At 62.4% G+C, this 18170-nt stretch carries 15 protein-coding genes and 1 tRNA gene; 8 read left to right on the top strand and 8 right to left on the bottom strand.

Going from position 1 to position 18170, the window contains the following annotated elements; translation table 11 throughout:
• The first annotated feature begins 2 nt into the window (after positions 1–2).
• Positions 3–719, top strand: coding sequence for a DUF599 domain-containing protein (locus I2H38_RS12510; RefSeq protein ID WP_324617391.1), 717 nt, complete (start codon positions 3–5; stop codon positions 717–719).
• A complete protein-coding gene (locus tag I2H38_RS12505; protein WP_196272179.1) occupies positions 688–960 on the top strand; it encodes a DUF3253 domain-containing protein in 273 nt (90 codons plus the stop codon). The genes I2H38_RS12510 and I2H38_RS12505 overlap by 32 nt, the downstream gene beginning before the upstream one ends.
• On the opposite strand, the gene I2H38_RS12500 is transcribed toward I2H38_RS12505, so the two are convergent.
• The 7 genes from I2H38_RS12500 to I2H38_RS12435 all read right to left on the bottom strand — a co-directional run bounded on the left by I2H38_RS12500 (position 930) and on the right by I2H38_RS12435 (position 10226).
• On the bottom strand, positions 930–1754 hold the full coding sequence (locus I2H38_RS12500) for a YdcF family protein (protein ID WP_196272178.1): 825 nt from the start codon (positions 1752–1754) through the stop codon (positions 930–932). The two genes, I2H38_RS12505 and I2H38_RS12500, sit on opposite strands and share 31 nt — an antisense overlap.
• 23 nt (positions 1755–1777) lie before the next feature.
• A complete protein-coding gene (locus I2H38_RS12495; protein ID WP_196272177.1) occupies positions 1778–2482 on the bottom strand; it encodes a ribonuclease activity regulator RraA in 705 nt (234 codons plus the stop codon).
• A gap of 117 nt (positions 2483–2599) precedes the next feature.
• Positions 2600–3772: an isovaleryl-CoA dehydrogenase gene (locus I2H38_RS12490; protein ID WP_196272176.1), complete on the bottom strand. Its 1173-nt coding sequence runs from the start codon at positions 3770–3772 to the stop codon at positions 2600–2602.
• A 212-nt stretch (positions 3773–3984) separates the two neighbouring features.
• Entirely contained in the window at positions 3985–7212 is a 3228-nt protein-coding gene (locus I2H38_RS20715) for a calcium-binding protein (protein ID WP_210324789.1), read from the bottom strand.
• A gap of 176 nt (positions 7213–7388) precedes the next feature.
• Positions 7389–8288, bottom strand: coding sequence for a glycoside hydrolase family 25 protein (locus I2H38_RS12445; RefSeq protein WP_196272175.1), 900 nt, complete (start codon positions 8286–8288; stop codon positions 7389–7391).
• Between the two features lie 195 nt (positions 8289–8483).
• Positions 8484–9908: a magnesium transporter gene (gene mgtE, locus I2H38_RS12440; protein WP_196272174.1), complete on the bottom strand. Its 1425-nt coding sequence runs from the start codon at positions 9906–9908 to the stop codon at positions 8484–8486.
• A gap of 233 nt (positions 9909–10141) precedes the next feature.
• A tRNA-Leu gene (locus tag I2H38_RS12435) sits at positions 10142–10226 on the bottom strand.
• A gap of 302 nt (positions 10227–10528) precedes the next feature.
• Between I2H38_RS12435 and lipB the strand changes: the two genes are divergently transcribed.
• The 5 genes from lipB to I2H38_RS12410 all read left to right on the top strand — a co-directional run bounded on the left by lipB (position 10529) and on the right by I2H38_RS12410 (position 16239).
• Positions 10529–11221 (top strand): lipoyl(octanoyl) transferase LipB, encoded by a 693-nt coding sequence (gene lipB, locus I2H38_RS12430; RefSeq protein ID WP_196272245.1) that lies wholly within the window; start codon positions 10529–10531, stop codon positions 11219–11221.
• A gap of 96 nt (positions 11222–11317) precedes the next feature.
• Positions 11318–11644: a hypothetical protein gene (locus tag I2H38_RS12425; RefSeq protein ID WP_196272173.1), complete on the top strand. Its 327-nt coding sequence runs from the start codon at positions 11318–11320 to the stop codon at positions 11642–11644.
• Between the two features lie 126 nt (positions 11645–11770).
• Complete coding sequence (locus tag I2H38_RS12420) at positions 11771–13378, top strand: carboxyl transferase domain-containing protein (RefSeq protein WP_196272172.1); 1608 nt, start codon at positions 11771–11773, stop codon at positions 13376–13378.
• Between the two features lie 313 nt (positions 13379–13691).
• Positions 13692–15422, top strand: a complete 1731-nt coding sequence (ilvD, locus tag I2H38_RS12415) for a dihydroxy-acid dehydratase (RefSeq protein WP_196272171.1) — start codon at positions 13692–13694, stop codon at positions 15420–15422.
• Positions 15409–16239: a tetratricopeptide repeat protein gene (locus I2H38_RS12410; RefSeq protein ID WP_196272170.1), complete on the top strand. Its 831-nt coding sequence runs from the start codon at positions 15409–15411 to the stop codon at positions 16237–16239. Before ilvD ends, I2H38_RS12410 begins: the two co-directional genes overlap by 14 nt.
• 215 nt (positions 16240–16454) lie before the next feature.
• On the opposite strand, the gene xth is transcribed toward I2H38_RS12410, so the two are convergent.
• Positions 16455–17240 (bottom strand): exodeoxyribonuclease III, encoded by a 786-nt coding sequence (xth, locus tag I2H38_RS12405; protein ID WP_196272169.1) that lies wholly within the window; start codon positions 17238–17240, stop codon positions 16455–16457.
• Between the two features lie 204 nt (positions 17241–17444).
• Between xth and I2H38_RS12400 the strand changes: the two genes are divergently transcribed.
• Positions 17445–18170 carry an aquaporin gene (locus I2H38_RS12400; protein ID WP_196272168.1) on the top strand — a complete coding sequence of 242 codons (726 nt, stop codon included), beginning with the start codon at positions 17445–17447 and terminating at the stop codon, positions 18168–18170.

Genomic DNA, 18170 nt, shown 5'->3' with positions numbered 1-18170 from the left:
CGGTGCTGGGTTTCACGGTTCTTGACTATGTGGCGATGGGCTTCTTCGGTGTTGCGTGGTTCGCCTATCACGCCGCGGTCGAACTCACGCCTGCGGGACACAGAAGCCTCAACGCCGTGATGAACCAGTACCGCTATCGCTGGATGGAGCAGCTGGTGGTGCGCGAGAACCGGATCGTCGACACCACGATCATGGCCTCATTGATGAACGGCACCGCCTTTTTCGCCTCGACCTCATTGATCGCCATTGGCGGCGTGCTGGCGCTTCTGCGGTCCGCCGATGCAGTCTTGCCGGTTTTCGCCAATCTCCCCTTCGGCCAAGCCACGACGCCGCTGATCTGGGAAGTGAAGGTGATCGGGCTCGCGATCATCTTCGTCTACGCCTTTTTCAAGTTCGCCTGGTCGTACCGCCTGTTTAACTACATGGCGATCATCGTCGGCGCGGTGCCGGTTTTGAACGAAGGCAACCGCGAGGAAGGGCTGGCGGTGGCCCATCAGGCCGCCAGCATGAACATCGTCGCGGGCAAGCATTTCAATCGCGGCCAGCGGGCCTTCTTCTTCTCACTGGCCTATCTCGGCTGGTTCATCGGCCCTTATGTTTTCGTGGTGGCGACGGCTGCCGTACTCTATGTGATGTGGCGACGCCAATTCATCTCGGACGCCCGGCTTGCGGCGTTAGGCAGGAACCATGTCCAAGAACCCGACGCCGGAAGACCTTGAAGCCGCCATGCTTTCGCTCCTGAACGAGCGCGGCACGGATCGGACCATCGGCCCGACAGATGTCGCCCGCGCGCTGGGCGGCGATCATCCGGACGGTTGGGGGCCTCTCATGCACCCTGTCCGCGCGACCGCCGTGCGCCTGATGAAGGAAGGCCGCGTGGTCATCCTTCGAAAGGGACGCCCCGTTGATCCGGATGACTTCAAAGGCGTCTATCGGCTGACCTTGCCGCCCGCATCTTGAGGTCCGGGCAGCAGGGCTGACGTGCGGCCGGCGGCGTAATAGGCGACCAGACCGGCCCATTCCTTGGTGCCGATATCGAGCCGCCGTAAGCCATCGGAGATGAACGCGAAAAAGCGCTGTTTCGTGACGCTTCCGCTGGTCCGGTAATCGACCGGGTAGGGGACCACCGGAAACCCGGCCTTCTCGAAGATGCCGACCGAGCGCGGCATGTGCCAGGCGGAGGTCACCAGCAGCCAGCGTTCGCCTTCCTTCGGCTTGGCGATCTCGCGAGAAAACACCGCGTTCTCGTAGGTCGTTCGCGAACGGTCCTCGATGATGAGACGCGCCCGATCGATGCCGAGGCTTTCCAGGAACGAGGCGATGATGGGCGCTTCCGCGATGCCTTCTCCGAAGACCGTTCCGCCGCCGCCTGAAATGAGAATGCGCGCCTTCGGGTAAAGGTGCGCAAGCTTGATCGTATCGATGAGACGCTCAGCCGATTCATTGGCGACGATGGTGCCCCGCGCGGCGGATTCCGCCGCCTCGACCGAGCCACCGAGCAGGATGATGCCATCGACCGGTTTTCCATCGTCATGAAAGGGCGGAAACCGGTTTTCCAGCGGGATGAGGATGTAATTGGCGATCGGGAGCAGGCCCAGGGCAGCGGTCGCCAGCGTGAATGACAGCGCAAGCCCGATGCCGAGACTCCGCGCGGAAGGAACGAGGGCGATCATGAGCCCCAGCAGGATGAGGCTGATGAGCAGGTTTGACGGCGTGGCGAAAAACCAGGCGATTTTCGAAACGTAGTAGAACACCGGCCATCCTTCCGCGATGTCGTTTAGGACTTGCCGGATTCGGCCTCATAGCGGGCCTTCGTTTCCGCGTTGGGCGGATAGAGGCCGGGGAGGGGAACGCCTTTCTCGACTTCGCGCATGATCCAGAGCTCCAGGCTCTCTTGTTCCACAGCGGCCTTGGCGACCTCCTCGACGAGGGCTGCCGGGATCACGACAGCACCGTCACCGTCCGCCACGATCACGTCATCCGGGTAGACCGCCACGCCGCCGCAGCCGACGGGCTCCTGCCAGCCGACAAAGGTCAGGCCTGCGACGGAAGGAGGCGCTGCGACGCCCGCGCACCAGACCGGCAGACCCGTGTCATCGACGCCGGCCCCGTCCCGCACCACGCCGTCCGTGACGAGGGCGGCGACGCCACGCTTTTTCATGCGGGCGGTGAGAATGTCGCCAAAAATTCCCGCATCCGCGACGCCCATGGAATCGACCACGGCGATGCAGCCTTCCGGCATATCCTCGATGGCCGCGCGGGTGGAGCGCGGCGAAGACCACGATTCCGGCGTCGCCAGATCCTCGCGCGCGGGAACAAATCTCAGCGTGAAAGCTCGCCCCACGAGCCGATCGCGCGCGTTGAAAGCCGGCATCGGCCCCTTCATCCAGCAGCGCCGAATGCCCTTCTTCAACAACACGGTCGTGATCGTGGCGGTGGAAGATGCGCGCAGCGCGTCGGCGATGGCTTTGTCGAGGGTCATGGGAAGATCACCCGTGCTGGAGCGAGGAGGAGTGCGAGAATGTCGATTATGAAGGATCGCACACGCGTTGCCAGCGCAATATCTCAGCCAGCCCGGCGAGCCGCGAGGTCCTCCAGATCAAGCCGTCTTCTCGAACAGCTCGCGCCCGATCAGCATGCGTCGAATTTCGCTCGTGCCTGCACCGATTTCATACAACTTCGCGTCGCGAAGCAAGCGGCCCGTCGGATAATCGTTGATGTAGCCGTTGCCGCCGAGGAGCTGGATGGCGTCGAGGGCGCATTGAGTGGCCTTTTCGGCGGCGTAGAGGATTGCGCCTGCGGCGTCCTCGCGGGTGGTCTCGCCGCGATCGCAGGATTTGGCGACTGCGTAGACATAGGCCTTGGCGGCATTCATCGTCACATACATGTCGGCGACCTTGCCCTGCACCAGCTGGAAGGTGCCGATGGGTTGGCCGAACTGCTTGCGCTCGTGGATGTAGGGGAAGACGATGTCCATGCAGGCCTGCATGATGCCGATGGGACCCGCCGCGAGAATGGCGCGCTCATAATCGAGGCCGGACATGAGCACGTTCACGCCCTTGCCGACCTCCCCCAGCACGTTCTCTTCCGGCACCTCGCAATCCTCGAACTTCAGTTCGCAGGTATCGGAGCCGCGCATGCCGATCTTGTCGAGTTTCTGATGGGTCGAGAAACCCTTGTAGCTCTTCTCGACGATAAAGGCCGACATGCCGCGCGCGCCGGCATCCATGTCCGTCTTGGCATAGACGACGAGCACGTCCGCTGATGGGCCGTTGGTGATCCACATCTTGCTGCCGTTGAGCACGTAGCGATCGCCGCGCTTGTCGGCGCGGGTGCGCATCGACACCACATCGGAGCCGGAGCCCGGCTCGGACATGGCGAGCGCGCCGAGATGCTCACCCGAAATGAGCTTCGGCAAATAGTGGCGCTTCTGCTCCTCGCTTCCGTTGCGGCGGATCTGGTTGATGCACAGGTTGGAATGCGCGCCGTAGGAGAGGCCGACCGACGCCGAGGCGCGGGAGATTTCCTCAACCGCGATCACGTGTTCCAGGTAGCCGAGGCCGATGCCGCCATATTCCTCCTCGACCGTGATGCCATGCAGGCCGAGTTCGCCCATCTGGGGCCAGAGGTCGCGGGGAAACTCGTTGGTGCGGTCGATCTCCGCCGCCCGGGGCGCGATCTTGTCCTGCGCGAAACTGCGGACGGTCTCGCGAATGGCATCGGCGGTCTCGCCGAGGTCGAAATTGAAGACTTTGGCGGTATTCCGGATCATGCGTTCCTCCAACCTCCGCTCATCGACCCGCAAGAGACGGAATCGCGATGGATGATTTGCTTTTCTATCGGGGTATTTTGGTCAGCATTGCTGTCCTTATCAAGCAGGTTCTACAGGAAAAGTAGGGGGTGGAGGCCAGGGTTCCCGGAAAAACAAAAAGCCCGCCGGTCGATAATCTCCGGCGGGCTTCGGGTTTGTTCTCTCTCAGCCGATCAGAGAATGAAATCGCTGAGCTTGAGGAAGGCGGGTTTGTTCTTGAGATGGATCTCGAACTCCGCCGCCGCGTCCTTATCCGTGTTGAGAGAGAGGATGCCCTTCTTGGCGTCGTAGCGCATTTGCCCGGCGGCCGTGAACTTCTCCTTGGCGGAGAGGAGGGTGTTGAAGGAATCGTCCCCCTTCTTGCGCGTATTGGCGTCGATGCCGCTCAAGTCGATTTTGTCCGCGCCCTGCATGAAGTCGAGGATGACATCGCGGTTCTTGCCGGGGCTGCTGTCGCTCTTGCCGCTGAAGCGGAAGACGTCGGCACCCGCGCCGCCTACTAGGATGTCCGTGCCCGCGCCGCCATCCAGCGTGTCGTCGCCAGCGTCGCCAAACAGCTTGTCGTTGCCCTGGCCGCCGAGAACCAGATCGTCGCCGTCGCCGCCGCGCAGGACGTCATTGCCCTTGCTGCCGGTAATGACCTTGTCCTCGGGGTGAGGGGGCTCATTCGGATCGACATCATCGCTCGGAACCGGCTGAACCACCTTCAGCACATCCTGCAAGGTCCACTCGCTCCCATCCGAGAAGACCAGCTTCTCGATCTGGCCATTCTTATGTGGCTCGTCGTTGAAATAGCCCTCGACGATGAGCGTTTGGCCGTTGAGCTCGATGATGAGCGGATAACCCTTTTCGGCGGGCTTGCTGTAGAACTTCGGCCGATCGGGCCTGGCGTCGATGACGATCCGGTCATCCCCGCCGTAATCGCGCACGACGTCGCTGCCCTTGCCGGGACCCCAGATATAGGTGTCGTTGCCTTTGCCGCCTTCGAGCAGGTCATTGCCCGCGCCGCCATCGATCGTGTCGGCAAAATCCGTGCCGACCAACTGCTCGTCATTGGCCGTGCCGATGATCAGCTTGCCGGTCGGAGCAGGTTCGGGATTCGGGTTCGGGTTCGGGTTCGGGTTTGGATTGGGGTTCGGGTTCGGGTTCGGGTTCGGGTTCTCAACCGGAACTGGCCGAACCACTTTCAGCACGTCCTGCAAGGTCCACTCTGTGCCATCCGAGAAGACCAGCTTCTCGATCTGGCCATTCTTGTAGGGCTCGTCGTTGAAATAGCCCTCGACGATGAGCGTTTGGCCGTTGAGCTCGATGATGAGCGGATAACCCTTTTCGGCAAGCTTGCTGTAGAATTTCAGCTGATCGGGCTTGGCGTCGATGACGATCCGGTCATCGCCGCCATAATCGCGCACGACGTCGCTGCCCTTGCCGGGTCCCCAGATGTAGGTGTCGTTGCCTTTGCCGCCTTCGAGCAGGTCATTGCCCGCGCCGCCGTCGATGGTGTCGGCAAAATCCGTGCCGACCAACCGCTCGTCATTGGCAGTGCCGATGATCAGCTTGCCGGTCGGAGAAGGATCGGGATTCGGATTCGGGTTCGGATTGGTCTGCTCGAGAGCTGCGAGAACCTCGTTCAAGCCCCAGACGGTGCCATCGGAGAAGACGAGCCTCTCGATGTGCCCGAAACCTTCGATGTCGTCGAAGTAGCCCATGATCATGAGGGCATCGTCGTCACCGAGAGTGATGAAAAGACCCGCTCTGTCGGTGGCCTCGAAGAATTTCACCTCACTGGGCAGGGCGTTGATGAGGACCTGATCGAACCCGCCTGTATCCGCGATGAGATCGCTGCCGCTACCGCGGCCCCAGAGGTAGGTGTCGTCGCCCCAATCGCCTTGAAGCCGATCATTGCCCGCACCGCCATCGATGGTGTCGTTTCCTTCGGTCCCGAAAATGTAATCGTCGAACGGCGAGCCTTGAATATAGCGGCCAACGTTCGGATCGGGATTCGGGTTCGGATCAGGGTTGGGGTTCGGGTTCGGATTTTCAACCGGAACCGGCTGAACCACCTTCAGCACGTCCTGCAAGGTCCACTCGGTGCCATCCGAGAAGACCAGCTTCTCGATCTGGCCATTTTTGTAAGGCTCGTCGTTGAAATAGCCCTCGATGGCGAGCGTTTGACCGTTGAGCTCGATGATGAGCGGATAGCCCTTTTCGGCGAGCTTGCTGTAGAATTTCAACTGATCGGGCGTGGCGTCGATGACGATGCGGTCATCGCCGCCGTAATCGCGCACGACATCGCTGCCCTTGCCGGGGCCCCAGATATAGGTGTCGTTACCGTAACCGCCTTCGAGCACGTCATTGCTCGCGCCGCCGTCGATGGTGTCGGCATAGTCCGTGCCGACCAACCACTCCTCATTGGCCGTGCCGATGATCAGCTTGCCGGGCTGCGAAGGGTCGGGCGTCGGAGGCGGATTGTGCTCAAGCAATTGGAGCACCTGTTCCCGGGTCAGGATCTTGTCCTTGAAAACGAGCTGCTCGATGCGGCCATATTCCCCGCCTGTGAAGTAGTCCGTCGCGCAGGCGGTGTTCCCGCCGCGTTGGATGAGGAGGTTGTCGCCCAACCGTTCGAAGGTCACTTCGCCTAAAAGTGAATCGAAAACGATGCGGTCGTCGCCGATCGCATCCCGGATGTCGGTGAAGCCGTAATCCCAATTGATGATGTAAGTGTCGTTGCCGCTGCCGCCCGCGAGCAGGTTTCGTCCCGCGCCGCCGTTCAGCACGTCATGACCCGCACCGCCAATCAGCTCGTCGTTACCCGCACCGCCGATGAGAACGTCGTTGCCGTAGCCGCCATTCAAGTTGTCGTTGCCGCCATTGCCGATGATCGTGTCGTGCCCGTTGCCGCCGACGAGGGTTTCCGCGGCCTCGCTGCCTTCGATGAGCCGGTTTAACTCCGGCGGCGTCCAATCCCCCTGCAGGACATGGATGACATCCGTCATGCTCCATTGCACGCCGTCGTCGAACACGATGCGCTCGATGTGGTGGTTTTCCGGCGTGCCGAGGAAATAGGACATGATGGTCAGCGTCTGGCCATCGAGATGGAGATTGATGCTGCCCGGTGAAGGCTGTGTCACCGTCACGTCGGACCAGTTCGCGTGGATGCGCAGCACGTCGTTGGCGCCGCCGTCATCCGCGATGGTGTCGTTGCCGTAGCCGCGACCCCAGACGTAGGTGTCGTTGCCAAAGCCGCCAAGCAACACATCGTCGCCCGCGCCGCCGTCGAGGGTATCATCACCGCCGCCGCCTTCGATCGTATCGTTTCCGGTCCAGCCGACGAGGAGATCGTTCAATGCGGACCCGACGATGCTGTCGTCGGAAACGGACGTCAAAGTCTTGGCTTGGCTCATTTTTTGCCCCAACGCAGTGTGTCCACGAGGTCTGAGGGCCTTAAGAGCGCGCACGAACCAAGCAGCGTCCCAAACGGAACATTGCGCGAAGTTATATAATAACAAAAATGGCCTAGCAACCGGCGGTTGGGAATTTCATCCGTGCCGCTTGTGGGTAAGGGGCTGAGGACCGGCCCTTACTCGTCGATGTTTGCCGTCTGAACGCCGTTGCTGATGTCGCGGCAGATACCGAGCGGCTGGAGCCGCTTGTGGTCGCGTGGGTCACAAGCACTGGCCACGAACATCCGCCACTGGTTCTCGGTGCCGTAGAAGGTGTTGCGGTCGATGTCGCCGCTGACGCCCGGCACGCGGCCCGTGGTGGTGAACTGCCAGAAGGTCCAGCGGCGGTCGGCATAACGCTCCTGCGGCTCGGCCGCGACGCTGCGGATCCAATAGGGGTAATCGTTGAACTCGCCTTCCAGGATGTCCTTATGGAAGGTGATGTCGGTGTAGATGATCGGCCGCTTGCCCGTATGCGCTTCCATCTCGCGCAGGAGCACGTTGATCATCGACAGCGCCTGCTCGCGCGGAACCTTCTTCGGGCAGTTCACCGACTCGCCGTTCCATTCCACGTCGAGGACCGGGGGGAGAGCCTCCGGATCCTGCGGCACGTTCTTCTTGAACCAGACGGCCTGTTCGTGAGCCGGACGGCACCAATAGACGAAGTGATAGGCGCCGCGCGGAACGCCGGCATTCTTGGCGCCCCACCAGTTTTCGAGGAAACGGTTGTCCACATGATCACCGCCCTCGGTGGCCTTGATGAACGCGAATTTTGTGCCCGCCTGACGGAGCGCGGCCCAATCGACCTTGCCCTGCCATTTGGAAATGTCCACGCCGTGAATCGGCAGACGGTGCGCCGAGGCGACGCCGGCGTGGGGCTTGATGTCACTCTTGGCCGGATAGCGGCTGTTGGGCGCGATCGCGCAGGAGGCGAGGCCCAGGCTCAAGGCCGCGAGAGCGCCGAAGCGAAGGGCGCGAAGAAACGGCGGCAGGCCAGAGTTCTTGGAACGGCTGGGGGAGCGGCGGCGAGTCTTCATTGGCTCAACTACATTACGCGTGACTTGAGTCATCACGGATGCCCCAACTCCGTTAACGGATGATTACGAAAACGGAGCTGTCACGGGAATTAGGCATGATTTCAGAAAAGGAAAGCCAAGCTTCCTGATCAAAAACAAAGGGCCGTTGAAAACTCACTCCGGCGACCCGGAGTGACGGGGTGATGCTGGGAAAATCTAAAGGTGGAACCAGGCGGTCGCAATTCCCAGAAAGGAGAAAAATCCGACGATATCGGTGATGCTCGTCACAAACGGACCTGAGGACACGGCGGGGTCGACGCCGAGCCGATTGAGGGTGAGGGGGACGAAGATGCCGCCGAGCGCCGCGAACATCAGGACGCTGATCAGCGCCAGGCCGATCACGAAGCCGAGTTCCACCGATTGAAACCACGTGCCCGCGAGGGTGCCCATGATGGTTGCAAAGACCAGCCCGTTGAGCAGGCCCACGGCGGCCTCGCGGCGGATGATGCGCCAGGCGTTCGCGCGTCCGAGCTCGCGGGTCGCGAGTGCCCGGACGGCCACCGTCATGGTCTGCGTTCCGGCGTTGCCGCCCATGGAAGCCACGATGGGCATGAGGATCGCGAGCGCCACCATGCGCTCCAGGGACTCCTGGAACATGTTGATGACATTCGCCGCGACCAGTGCCGTGCACATGTTGGCAAAGAGCCAGGGAAAGCGGCTTCTCTGCGTATAGAAGACATCGTCCGATAGCTCTTCGTCGGAGTTCACGCCGCCGAGCGCCTTGATGTCGGCGTCGGCCTCTTCCTCAAGCACGTCGACGATATCGTCGACCATCATGACGCCGACCAGCCTGCGTTCTTCATCCACGACCGCCGCCGAGACCAGGTTGTAGCGCTCGAACAGGCGCGCGACCTCTTCCTGGTCCTGCGTCGCCTGCACCAGGTCTGGCGCGTCGTTCATGATCTCCTGGATCGTGACCGGCCGTTTGCTGCGCAACAGCCGGTCGAGAGCCACCGCGCCGAGCAGGTGGCCGGAAGGATCGATGACGAAGATCTCATAGAAAGTCTCGGGCAGATCCGAGCCTTCGCGCATGAAGTCGATGGTCTGGCCGACTGTCCAGAACGGCGGGACGGCGATGAACTCCGTCTGCATGCGCCGACCGGCGCTGTCCTCTGGATAATCGAGTGAGCGCTGAAGTGCGACGCGCTCCATGGGCGGGAGCTTGTCGAGAACCTCCGCCTTGTCGTCCTCGTCCAGGCTTTCGAGAATCGTGACCGCGTCATCCGATTCGAGATCGCGGACGCCCTCGGCCACGGTCTCTGTTTCGAGTTCTTCGAGAATCTCTTCGCGGACGGCGTCGTCCACTTCGGTGAGCGCGGTGAAGTCGAAGGCGGACCCGAGCAGCTCGATCAGGCGAGGGCGTTGGTCTGGCTCCAAGGCTTCGAGGAGATCGCCCATGTCGGATTCGTGAAAATCCTCGACGAGTTTTTGCAGCGACTCCGAATCCGACGCCTCGATGGCATCGGTGACGGCGGCAAGGAAGTCCTGGTTCAGCTCGCCTTCGTCGTCTCTGAAGATCGGTTGTTCAGCTACGGCACCCTCGGGCGTCGCAAGCGGCGTCATTTCTTCGACGTCCTGCATGGGCCTCTCCTCAGAAGGTAATCGGCGATCCTCGTTGGGGCAGGGACGAGCCCGCGCTATGTGCCCAAAAAGATCAGATCGGAGAATCGGTTAGTCGCTGTTCTTGAGAGTCGGATTCCGGCTCTTGAGAAAGCGATTCAATCTGCCTTTAGCCTCGCCAGGGATGCGATCAACAAAAAAGGCCCCGAAAACGGGACCTTTTTTGTTGGCGCCCGAAGGCGTCCTTAAAAGTTTGGTGCGGCCAAGAGGACTCGAACCTCCACGGGTCTCCCCGCTACCACCTCAAGGTAGTGCGTCTACCAATTCCGCCATGGCCGCGGAACCTTTAAGATCAGGGGTGTTTCCCCTGACGAGGCGCTCCCTGTAGCAGGCTGATTACACGGCTGCAAGCCCGTTCGTCACGGACAGGGCAAAATGTTCGCGAAAAAACACCCAACGGCAGAATATTCATGATTAACAATGGTTTATGTTATATCTCTCACTGGTCGGCCGCGCCTCGAAGATTTGTGCTGGGCTCGAAAGATCCCTATTTTTCATTGAAATCGAGGCTGTTTTTCCCGGCCGCAAATCAAGTGAGAACGATCTTGGCGCAAGTCCGCGATACGCTGGAAACAAACTTCCTGGCCGAAGCCGGCTCGGAGTCCGTGGAATGGGTCATCACGGAGGGGCTGACGGGCTATCAGGAGGCGGTGGCGTTCATGGAGGCGCGTGCGGCCGAGATCGCCGAGGGCAGGGCGCGTGAGCTGGTCTGGCTCGTCGAGCACCCGCCGCTCTATACGGCCGGCACGTCAGCGCAAGAATCGGACCTCGTCGATCCGGAACGATTCCCGGTCCATCAGACAGGGCGGGGCGGGCAATATACCTATCACGGTCCCGGTCAGCGCGTGGCCTATGTCATGCTGGACCTCAAGCGCCGCACTCCCGATCTTCGCCGCTATGTGGCGGCTTTGGAAGCCTGGCTGATCACGACCCTCGACGTCTACAACATCCGTGGCGAGCGGCGCGAGGATCGTGTCGGCGTCTGGGTGCGGCGGCCCGATAAAGGGGAGACCGCCGAGGACAAGATCGCCGCCATCGGGATCCGGGTCCGCCGCTGGGTGACGTTTCACGGCATCAGCCTGAATGTCGAACCGGACTTGTCGCATTTTTCGGGCATCGTGCCCTGCGGCGTGACCGAGCACGGGGTGACGAGCCTCGTCGATCTCGGGCGAATTGTGACAATGCCGGAGGTGGATGCCGTGATGCGTCGAGCCTTCGAGGAAATTTTCGGGCCGACCGAACGCGCCGATCCGCCCTTACTGACGGACGACTAAGGTCATTTTCCGGTCTCCGATGCTGCCGCGCTCCTCGCCAAGGGCGCGCCGCGCCCTAAGCTTGTCTTAACGGCTTGACCATTGGCGGACCGCAACATGCAACGTGCCCTCCTTGCCTCCTTCATCGCCCTGACAGCATCGGCCTGCTCCCATACCCTTACGCCCGAGGAACTGGTTCACATCGTCGATTCTCCCGCCGACGTCCGGGTGTGCCTCCACGTCGCCGATCTGAGTCCGCTTGTGGCGACGGTGCCCGGCTTCGTGAGCGTCAAGGAGGCCATGGTGGCGCAGACCGTCGCGCTCGGCGGCACGCATCTCTACCTGAAGAGAATCACACCGGATTGGTTGTGGGTGCAAGGCATCGTCTACGATTGCACTCCGGGGGCCTCTCGCCGCGAGGTCGTGATCCGCGCCAGGGGATAGTCTTCCGCCATGATACCTTTTACGGCCGGGACAAGAGGTGACGGCCTCTTGCATCCCGCGCGCTTGCGTAACACCTTCCGACACCGCCTCCGATCCGGGGCAGCATCAGCCAAGGAGCCCGACGACGTGCCGGTCATCGCTACATCCGCCGATCTTTCGTCGGACACCGCGCGGGACAACCGCGCCGCTTGGGCTGATCTAACCCGCGACCTTCAGGTCAAGCGCGCTGCTGTCGCCGAAGGCGGCCCGGCCAAGGCGCGGGAGCGTCATCTGGCGCGCGGCAAGCTGCTGCCCCGCGAGCGCGTGACCCGGCTCCTCGACCCCGGCGCGCCGTTTCTTGAACTGGGTTCTCTTGCTGCCAATGGCATGTATGACGATGCCATCCACGGAGCCGGAATCATCACCGGCATCGGCCGCGTCTCTGGTCGTGAGGTCATGATCGTCTGCAACGATTCGACGATCAAAGGTGGCACCTACTATCCGATGACGGTGAAGAAGCATCTGCGCGCGCAGGAAGTTGCGCGCGAGAATCGCCTGCCGTGCATCTATCTGGTCGATTCCGGCGGCGCGAACCTGCCCCACCAGACTGAAGTGTTTCCCGACCGCGAGCATTTCGGGCGGATCTTCTACAATCAGGCGACCCTGTCCTCGATGGGCATTCCGCAAATCGCCTGCGTCATGGGCTCGTGCACGGCGGGTGGCGCCTATGTGCCCGCCATGTCGGACGAGACGATCATCGTCCGGCGGCAGGGCACCATCTTTCTCGGCGGGCCGCCTCTGGTGAAGGCGGCGACAGGCGAGGTGGTTTCGGCGGAGGATCTCGGCGGCGCGGAGGTCCACGCGCGTCAGTCCGGTGTGGCGGATCACTATGCCACCGACGATGTTCACGCGCTTGCCATCGTGCGCCGCATCGTCGGCACACTCAACACGCGCAAGGTGATCGACCTCGACCTCGCTGAGCCGGTCGAGCCGAAATACGACATCGCGGATCTGGACGCGATCGTCCCGACCGATCTCAAGAAACAATATGACATTCGCGAGGTCATCGCCCGCCTCGTCGACGGCTCCGAGTTCGACGAGTTCAAGCGCCTTTACGGCACGACCCTCGTGACGGGGTTTGCTAGGCTCTGGGGTATGCCGGTGGGCATCATCGCCAATAACGGCATCCTGTTTTCCGAGAGCGCGCTGAAGGGCGCGCATTTCATCGAACTGTGCTGCCAGCGGCGTATCCCGCTCCTGTTCCTGCAGAACATTTCCGGCTTCATGGTCGGCCGGCAATACGAGGCGGGGGGCATCGCCAAGGATGGGGCGAAGCTCGTGACCGCCGTGGCCTGCGCCCAGGTGCCCAAGATCACGCTGCTTGTCGGCGGCTCTTTCGGGGCGGGCAATTACGGCATGTGCGGCCGCGCCTATTCCCCGCGCTTCCTCTTCACCTGGCCGAATTCACGCATCTCGGTGATGGGCGGCGAGCAGGCGGCGAGTGTTCTCGCCACCGTGCGGCGCGACAACATCGAGGCCGAGGGCAAGGCCTGGAGCGCCGAGGAGGAGGAGGCCTTCAAGGCTCCGGTCCGCGCCAAGTACGAGGAGGAGGGGAGCCCTTATCACGCGACCGCGCGTCTGTGGGATGACGGCATCATCCTCCCTTGCGAAACCCGCCGGGTTCTGGCGCTCGCGTTCTCGGCGGCGCTGAACGCCCCCGTGCCGGAAACGAAGTTCGGCGTGTTCAGGATGTAGGCTACAGGCCCCCATGCCGAGGGGCCCAAAAATGTTGCCTGGCGGCAACACCTTCAAACCTTCCTCGTCATGCCGCTCTTGGCCCAAGCTCCGCCGCGAAGCCGCCATAAACCACGCGCACCTCATGGGGCTCGTTAAAGTGCTTCTAACCCAACGCTTTTTGGCGGACCGGCTCCGAACAAACTCGATTTAGCATAAGACAGCTTTGTCGGGTTGGGGTCGTTGCGTCGGCGGCGGTGCACATGGCAGATCACAACAGTTCCGTTATCCCTCGGAAATAGCGTGAGACGCCAAACCGGGAGAGAGAAGTTCCATGGATGCGCGTTTGATCGACAAATCGAAGCTGCCGAGCCGTCACGTGACGGAAGGGCCGGCTCGTGCGCCGCATCGCTCGTATCTCTATGCAATGGGCTTGACGAAAGAGCAGATCGGCCAGCCGCTCGTGGGCGTCGCCACCTGCTGGAACGAGGCTGCCCCCTGCAACATCTCCCTGATGCGCCAGGCTCAGGCGGTGAAGAAGGGCGTTGCTGCCGCCCATGGCACACCGCGCGAGTTTTGCACCATCACTGTGACCGACGGCATCGCCATGGGCCACAAGGGCATGAAGGCGTCGCTCCCGTCCCGCGAGGTCATCGCGGACTCGGTCGAGCTCACCATGCGTGGCCACTCCTATGACGCGCTCGTCGGCATGGCGGGCTGCGACAAGTCCTTGCCCGGCATGATGATGGCCATGGTGCGCCTCAACGTGCCGTCGATCTTCATCTATGGCGGCTCGATCCTTCCGGGTTCCTTCCGTGGCCGTCCGGTGACGGTGCAGGATCTGTTCGAGGCGGTCGGCAAGCATTCGGTCGGCGAGATGTCGGACGATGACCTGACCGAGCTTGAGCAGGTGGCCTGCCCCTCGGCGGGCGCCTGCGGTGCTCAGTTCACCGCCAACACCATGGCGACGGTTTCCGAGGCCATCGGCCTCGCCTTGCCGTATTCGGCCGGCGCTCCGGCGCCTTACGAAATCCGTGACCGGTTCTGCGCCATGGCGGGCGAGATGGTGATGGAGCTTATCGCCAAGAACATCCGCCCGCGCGATATCGTGACCCTCAAGGCGCTCGAGAACGCGGCGACGGTGGTCGCGGCCTCCGGCGGCTCGACCAACGCGGCGCTGCATCTCCCCGCCATCGCGCATGAGGTCGGCATCAAGTTCGATCTGTTCGACGTGGCCGAAATCTTCAAGCGCACACCCTATATCGCCGACCTGAAGCCCGGCGGGCGTTATGTGGCGAAGGACATGTTTGAAGTCGGCGGCATTCCGCTTCTCATGAAGACCCTGCTCGACAATGGCTACCTGCACGGCGACGTGATGACCGTGACCGGCCGCACCATGGCTGAGAATCTCGGGTCGGTGAAATGGAACGACAACCAGGACGTTGTGTATCCGGCGAATAAGCCGATCACCGCCACCGGCGGCGTCGTTGGCCTGAAAGGTAACCTCGCTCCCGAGGGTGCGATCGTGAAGGTCGCTGGCATGCCCGTCGAGAAGCAGGTCTTCCGGGGCCCGGCCCGCTGCTTCGACGGCGAAGAGGCCTGCTTCGAGGCGGTCAGCAAGCGCCAGTACAAGGAAGGCGAGGTTCTCGTGATCCGCTATGAGGGCCCGCGCGGCGGACCCGGCATGCGCGAGATGCTGTCCACGACGGCTGCTCTCTACGGTCAGGGCATGGGCGACAAGGTGGCTCTCATCACCGATGGCCGCTTCTCCGGCGCGACCCGTGGCTTCTGCATCGGCCATGTGGGGCCGGAGGCGGCGGTCGGCGGTCCCATCGGCCTGATCAAGGACGGCGACATCATCGTTCTCGACGCGATCGAGGGCACCATCGCGGTGGAGCTTTCCGACGAGGAGTTGGCCCGTCGCCGCGCCGAGTGGAAGCCCCGCGAGACCACGGCGACCTCGGGCTATCTCTGGAAATACGCGCAAACCGTCGGTCCGGCGCGGGATGGGGCTGTGACCCATCCGGGCGGAGCGGCAGAAAAAGAAACCTATGCGGACGTCTAGTCTCATCGCAGCCACGCTGAGCGTGGCGTTTCTCGGCACGGGCGCGGCTTACGCGCTCGATGCCGCGCCGCGCCCGCAGCCGCTCGCGCCATCCCTTTCTCCGGCCATCAAGTATGGCTCGGCGCGGGAGGCGCTGCGCAATGGCATGCGTGACTACAATGCCGGCGATAAGCGGGGTGCGGCCCAGGCGCTGGAATATGCGGCCGGCCAGGGGCATACGCTCGCCCTGTGGAAGCTCGGACGCATGTATGCCGATGGCGACGGCGTCCAGCACGACGACCTCAAGGCTTTCGAATATTTCTCCAAGCTCGCGGACCAGAATGCGGACGAGACGCCGGATTCGCCGAACGCGGCCGTGGTCTCCAGCGCTTTCGTCGCGCTCGGCACCTATTTCCTCGATGGCATCAAGGGCACCTACGTGGCCGCCAATCCCGCCCGCGCGGTCGAGATGTTCAACTACGCGGCGTCTTATTTCAGCGACCCGAACGCGCAATACAATCTCGCGCGCCTCTATCTGGAGGGAACCGGCGTCGACAAGGATTCACGCCTCGCGGCGCGCTGGTTCAACCTCGCTGCCGAGAAGGGACATCACGCGTCCCAGGCGTTGCTCGGGCATTTGCTGATGAACGGCCAGGGCGTTCCGCGCCAGCGGGCCAAGGGCCTGATGTGGCTGACGCTCGCTCGCGAGGCCAGCACGGATTCGGCCAAGGACCAGTGGATCACGGGGCTCTATGATGAGGCCTTCGCGGCAGCGGGCGAAAGCGACCGCAAACTCGCGCTCGCCCTGCTGGAACAATACATTCAGTCCCGCCGGTAAGCCCGCCTCATCGAACCGCTCCCGTCTAACAACACCCCGTCATTCCGGGGCGAGCGTCAGCGAGAGCCTGGAACCCATAAACGCTGAGCTTTACGAATAAGACGCACCAATAGCCGTCGCGCCTTGTCCTGACCCGCCGACGCTTAGGGGTTCCGGGCTCCCCTACGCCGCCCGGAATGACCGGGCTGTACGCTCGCCCGGATAGCCGTCAGAACTCACTCGATGTCGAGGTCGATCATCACCGGCACATGGTCGGACGGCTTTTCCCAGCCGCGCACATCCTTGCGAATGGCCGATGTCTTCAGTTTGTCCTGCGCCTGCGGAGACAACAGCAGATGGTCGATGCGAATGCCGTTGTTCCGCTGGAACGCGCCCGCCTGATAATCCCAGAATGAATACAGGCCCGGCTGGTCGCTGCAGGCGCGAACGGCGTCGATGAACCCGAGGTTCAAGAGTTCCCGAAACTTCGCCCTGCTTTCCGGCTGAAAGAGCGCATCATTGACCCAGGCCGCCGGGTCGGCGGCGTCCTTCGGCTCGGGAATGACGTTGTAATCGCCGGATAGAACAAGCGGCTCCTCCAGGGCAAGGAGGCGGCGCGCATGGGCGCGAAGGCGGTCCATCCAGGCGAGCTTGTACTCGAATTTCGGCGTTCCGATCGGGTTGCCGTTCGGCAGGTAGATCGAGGCGACCCGCACGACGCCCGCCGATGTTGAAATGACGCCCTCGAGGTAGCGGGCCTGCTCGTCCCCGTCGTCCCCCGGCAGTCCGCGCCGGATATCCTCGAGCGGGCGCTTGGAGAGGATCGCGACCCCGTTATAGGTCTTCTGGCCATGGGTGTGGACATTGTAGCCGAGCGACTCGATCTCAGCCCGTGGAAAGGCCTCGTCGACGCATTTCAGCTCCTGCAGACACAGGACATCCGGCTCGGCGTCTTTCACGAAGGTGGCGAGGTGGTCCAACCTCTGCTTGATCGAGTTCACGTTCCAGGTGGCAATCCGCATCACGGTCGTCTCACATAAGATCCACCCGCTTCATCGGATTTTCGTCGAGAGCTGGCAAGGCTTTCGTACTGTTCTTGTTGAAGCCGAGCGCCATCGACCATGCCGCGTCTGCGGGCGCTGCGGTGGGAATATTGGGAAAACTGCCGATTTCCGGGCCACCTGACCGTCCTATGTATAGGCCGATGATCCATCGAGGAGGCGCGCATGTCGAAGTTTGTGGCCGAAGCGTTCGGTACCGCCATTCTGGTTCTTATCGGGTGCGGAGCAATCGTCATCGGTGGCTACGGTCCGAGTTTCCCCCTCGGCATCGTTCCGGTCGGTTTGGCCTTCGGGCTGAGCATCATGGCGATGGTTTATACGATCGGGCCGGTATCAGGCTGCCATATCAACCCGGCCGTCACCGTCGGCGTCGCGATGGCAGGACGCATGCCGTGGAGCGAGGCTGCGGGCTATATCATCGCCCAGGTGATCGGCGGTTTGGCGGGGGCCCTCATTCTGTATGGCCTCCTGTCCGGCAAGCTCGCCGGCTATGATCTCGCCAAGAGCGGCCTTGGGCAGAATGGCTGGGGCGCGGATTATCTCGGTGGATACGGAGCCGGCTCAGCCTTCATCGTGGAGGTGATCGCGACCTTCATCTTCGTCTTCACGATCCTGCGCGCCACCGCGGTCGATCAGTTCGGCGCCGTTGCGGGTCTCGCCATCGGTCTCACCCTTTTCATTCTTCACCTTGCCTTCATCAACGTCACCGGCTTGTCCGTGAACCCCGCCCGGTCGCTTGGACCCGCAATCGTCGTAAGGGGGCAGGCGCTGGCTCAGGTCTGGCTGTTTATCCTCGCCCCTGCTATCGGCGGTGCGCTGGCTGGTCTCGTCGATCGCGCGAGCGGGACGGCCCGGTGGACTTCTGAGCGCGCACTGAAAGAGGTAGCGTGA

It is taken from the genome of Microvirga alba (genome assembly GCF_015694465.1).
GTDB lineage: Bacteria > Pseudomonadota > Alphaproteobacteria > Rhizobiales > Beijerinckiaceae > Microvirga > Microvirga alba.
This window is presented reverse-complemented; position numbering and strand designations above follow the sequence as displayed.

What these genes read in the sequence shown, in the direction of transcription:
- I2H38_RS12505 (WP_196272179.1), top strand. Translation starts at nt 688, where the DNA reads ATGTCCAAGAACCCGACGCCGGAAGACCTTGAAGCCGCCATGCTTTCG.
- I2H38_RS12495 (WP_196272177.1), bottom strand. Translation starts at nt 2,482, where the DNA reads ATGACCCTCGACAAAGCCATCGCCGACGCGCTGCGCGCATCTTCCACC.
- I2H38_RS12490 (WP_196272176.1), bottom strand. Translation starts at nt 3,772, where the DNA reads ATGATCCGGAATACCGCCAAAGTCTTCAATTTCGACCTCGGCGAGACC.
- I2H38_RS20715 (WP_210324789.1), bottom strand. Translation starts at nt 7,212, where the DNA reads ATGAGCCAAGCCAAGACTTTGACGTCCGTTTCCGACGACAGCATCGTC.
- I2H38_RS12445 (WP_196272175.1), bottom strand. Translation starts at nt 8,288, where the DNA reads ATGAAGACTCGCCGCCGCTCCCCCAGCCGTTCCAAGAACTCTGGCCTG.
- mgtE (WP_196272174.1), bottom strand. Translation starts at nt 9,908, where the DNA reads ATGCAGGACGTCGAAGAAATGACGCCGCTTGCGACGCCCGAGGGTGCC.
- I2H38_RS12425 (WP_196272173.1), top strand. Translation starts at nt 11,318, where the DNA reads ATGCAACGTGCCCTCCTTGCCTCCTTCATCGCCCTGACAGCATCGGCC.
- ilvD (WP_196272171.1), top strand. Translation starts at nt 13,692, where the DNA reads ATGGATGCGCGTTTGATCGACAAATCGAAGCTGCCGAGCCGTCACGTG.
- I2H38_RS12410 (WP_196272170.1), top strand. Translation starts at nt 15,409, where the DNA reads ATGCGGACGTCTAGTCTCATCGCAGCCACGCTGAGCGTGGCGTTTCTC.
- xth (WP_196272169.1), bottom strand. Translation starts at nt 17,240, where the DNA reads ATGCGGATTGCCACCTGGAACGTGAACTCGATCAAGCAGAGGTTGGAC.
- I2H38_RS12400 (WP_196272168.1), top strand. Translation starts at nt 17,445, where the DNA reads ATGTCGAAGTTTGTGGCCGAAGCGTTCGGTACCGCCATTCTGGTTCTT.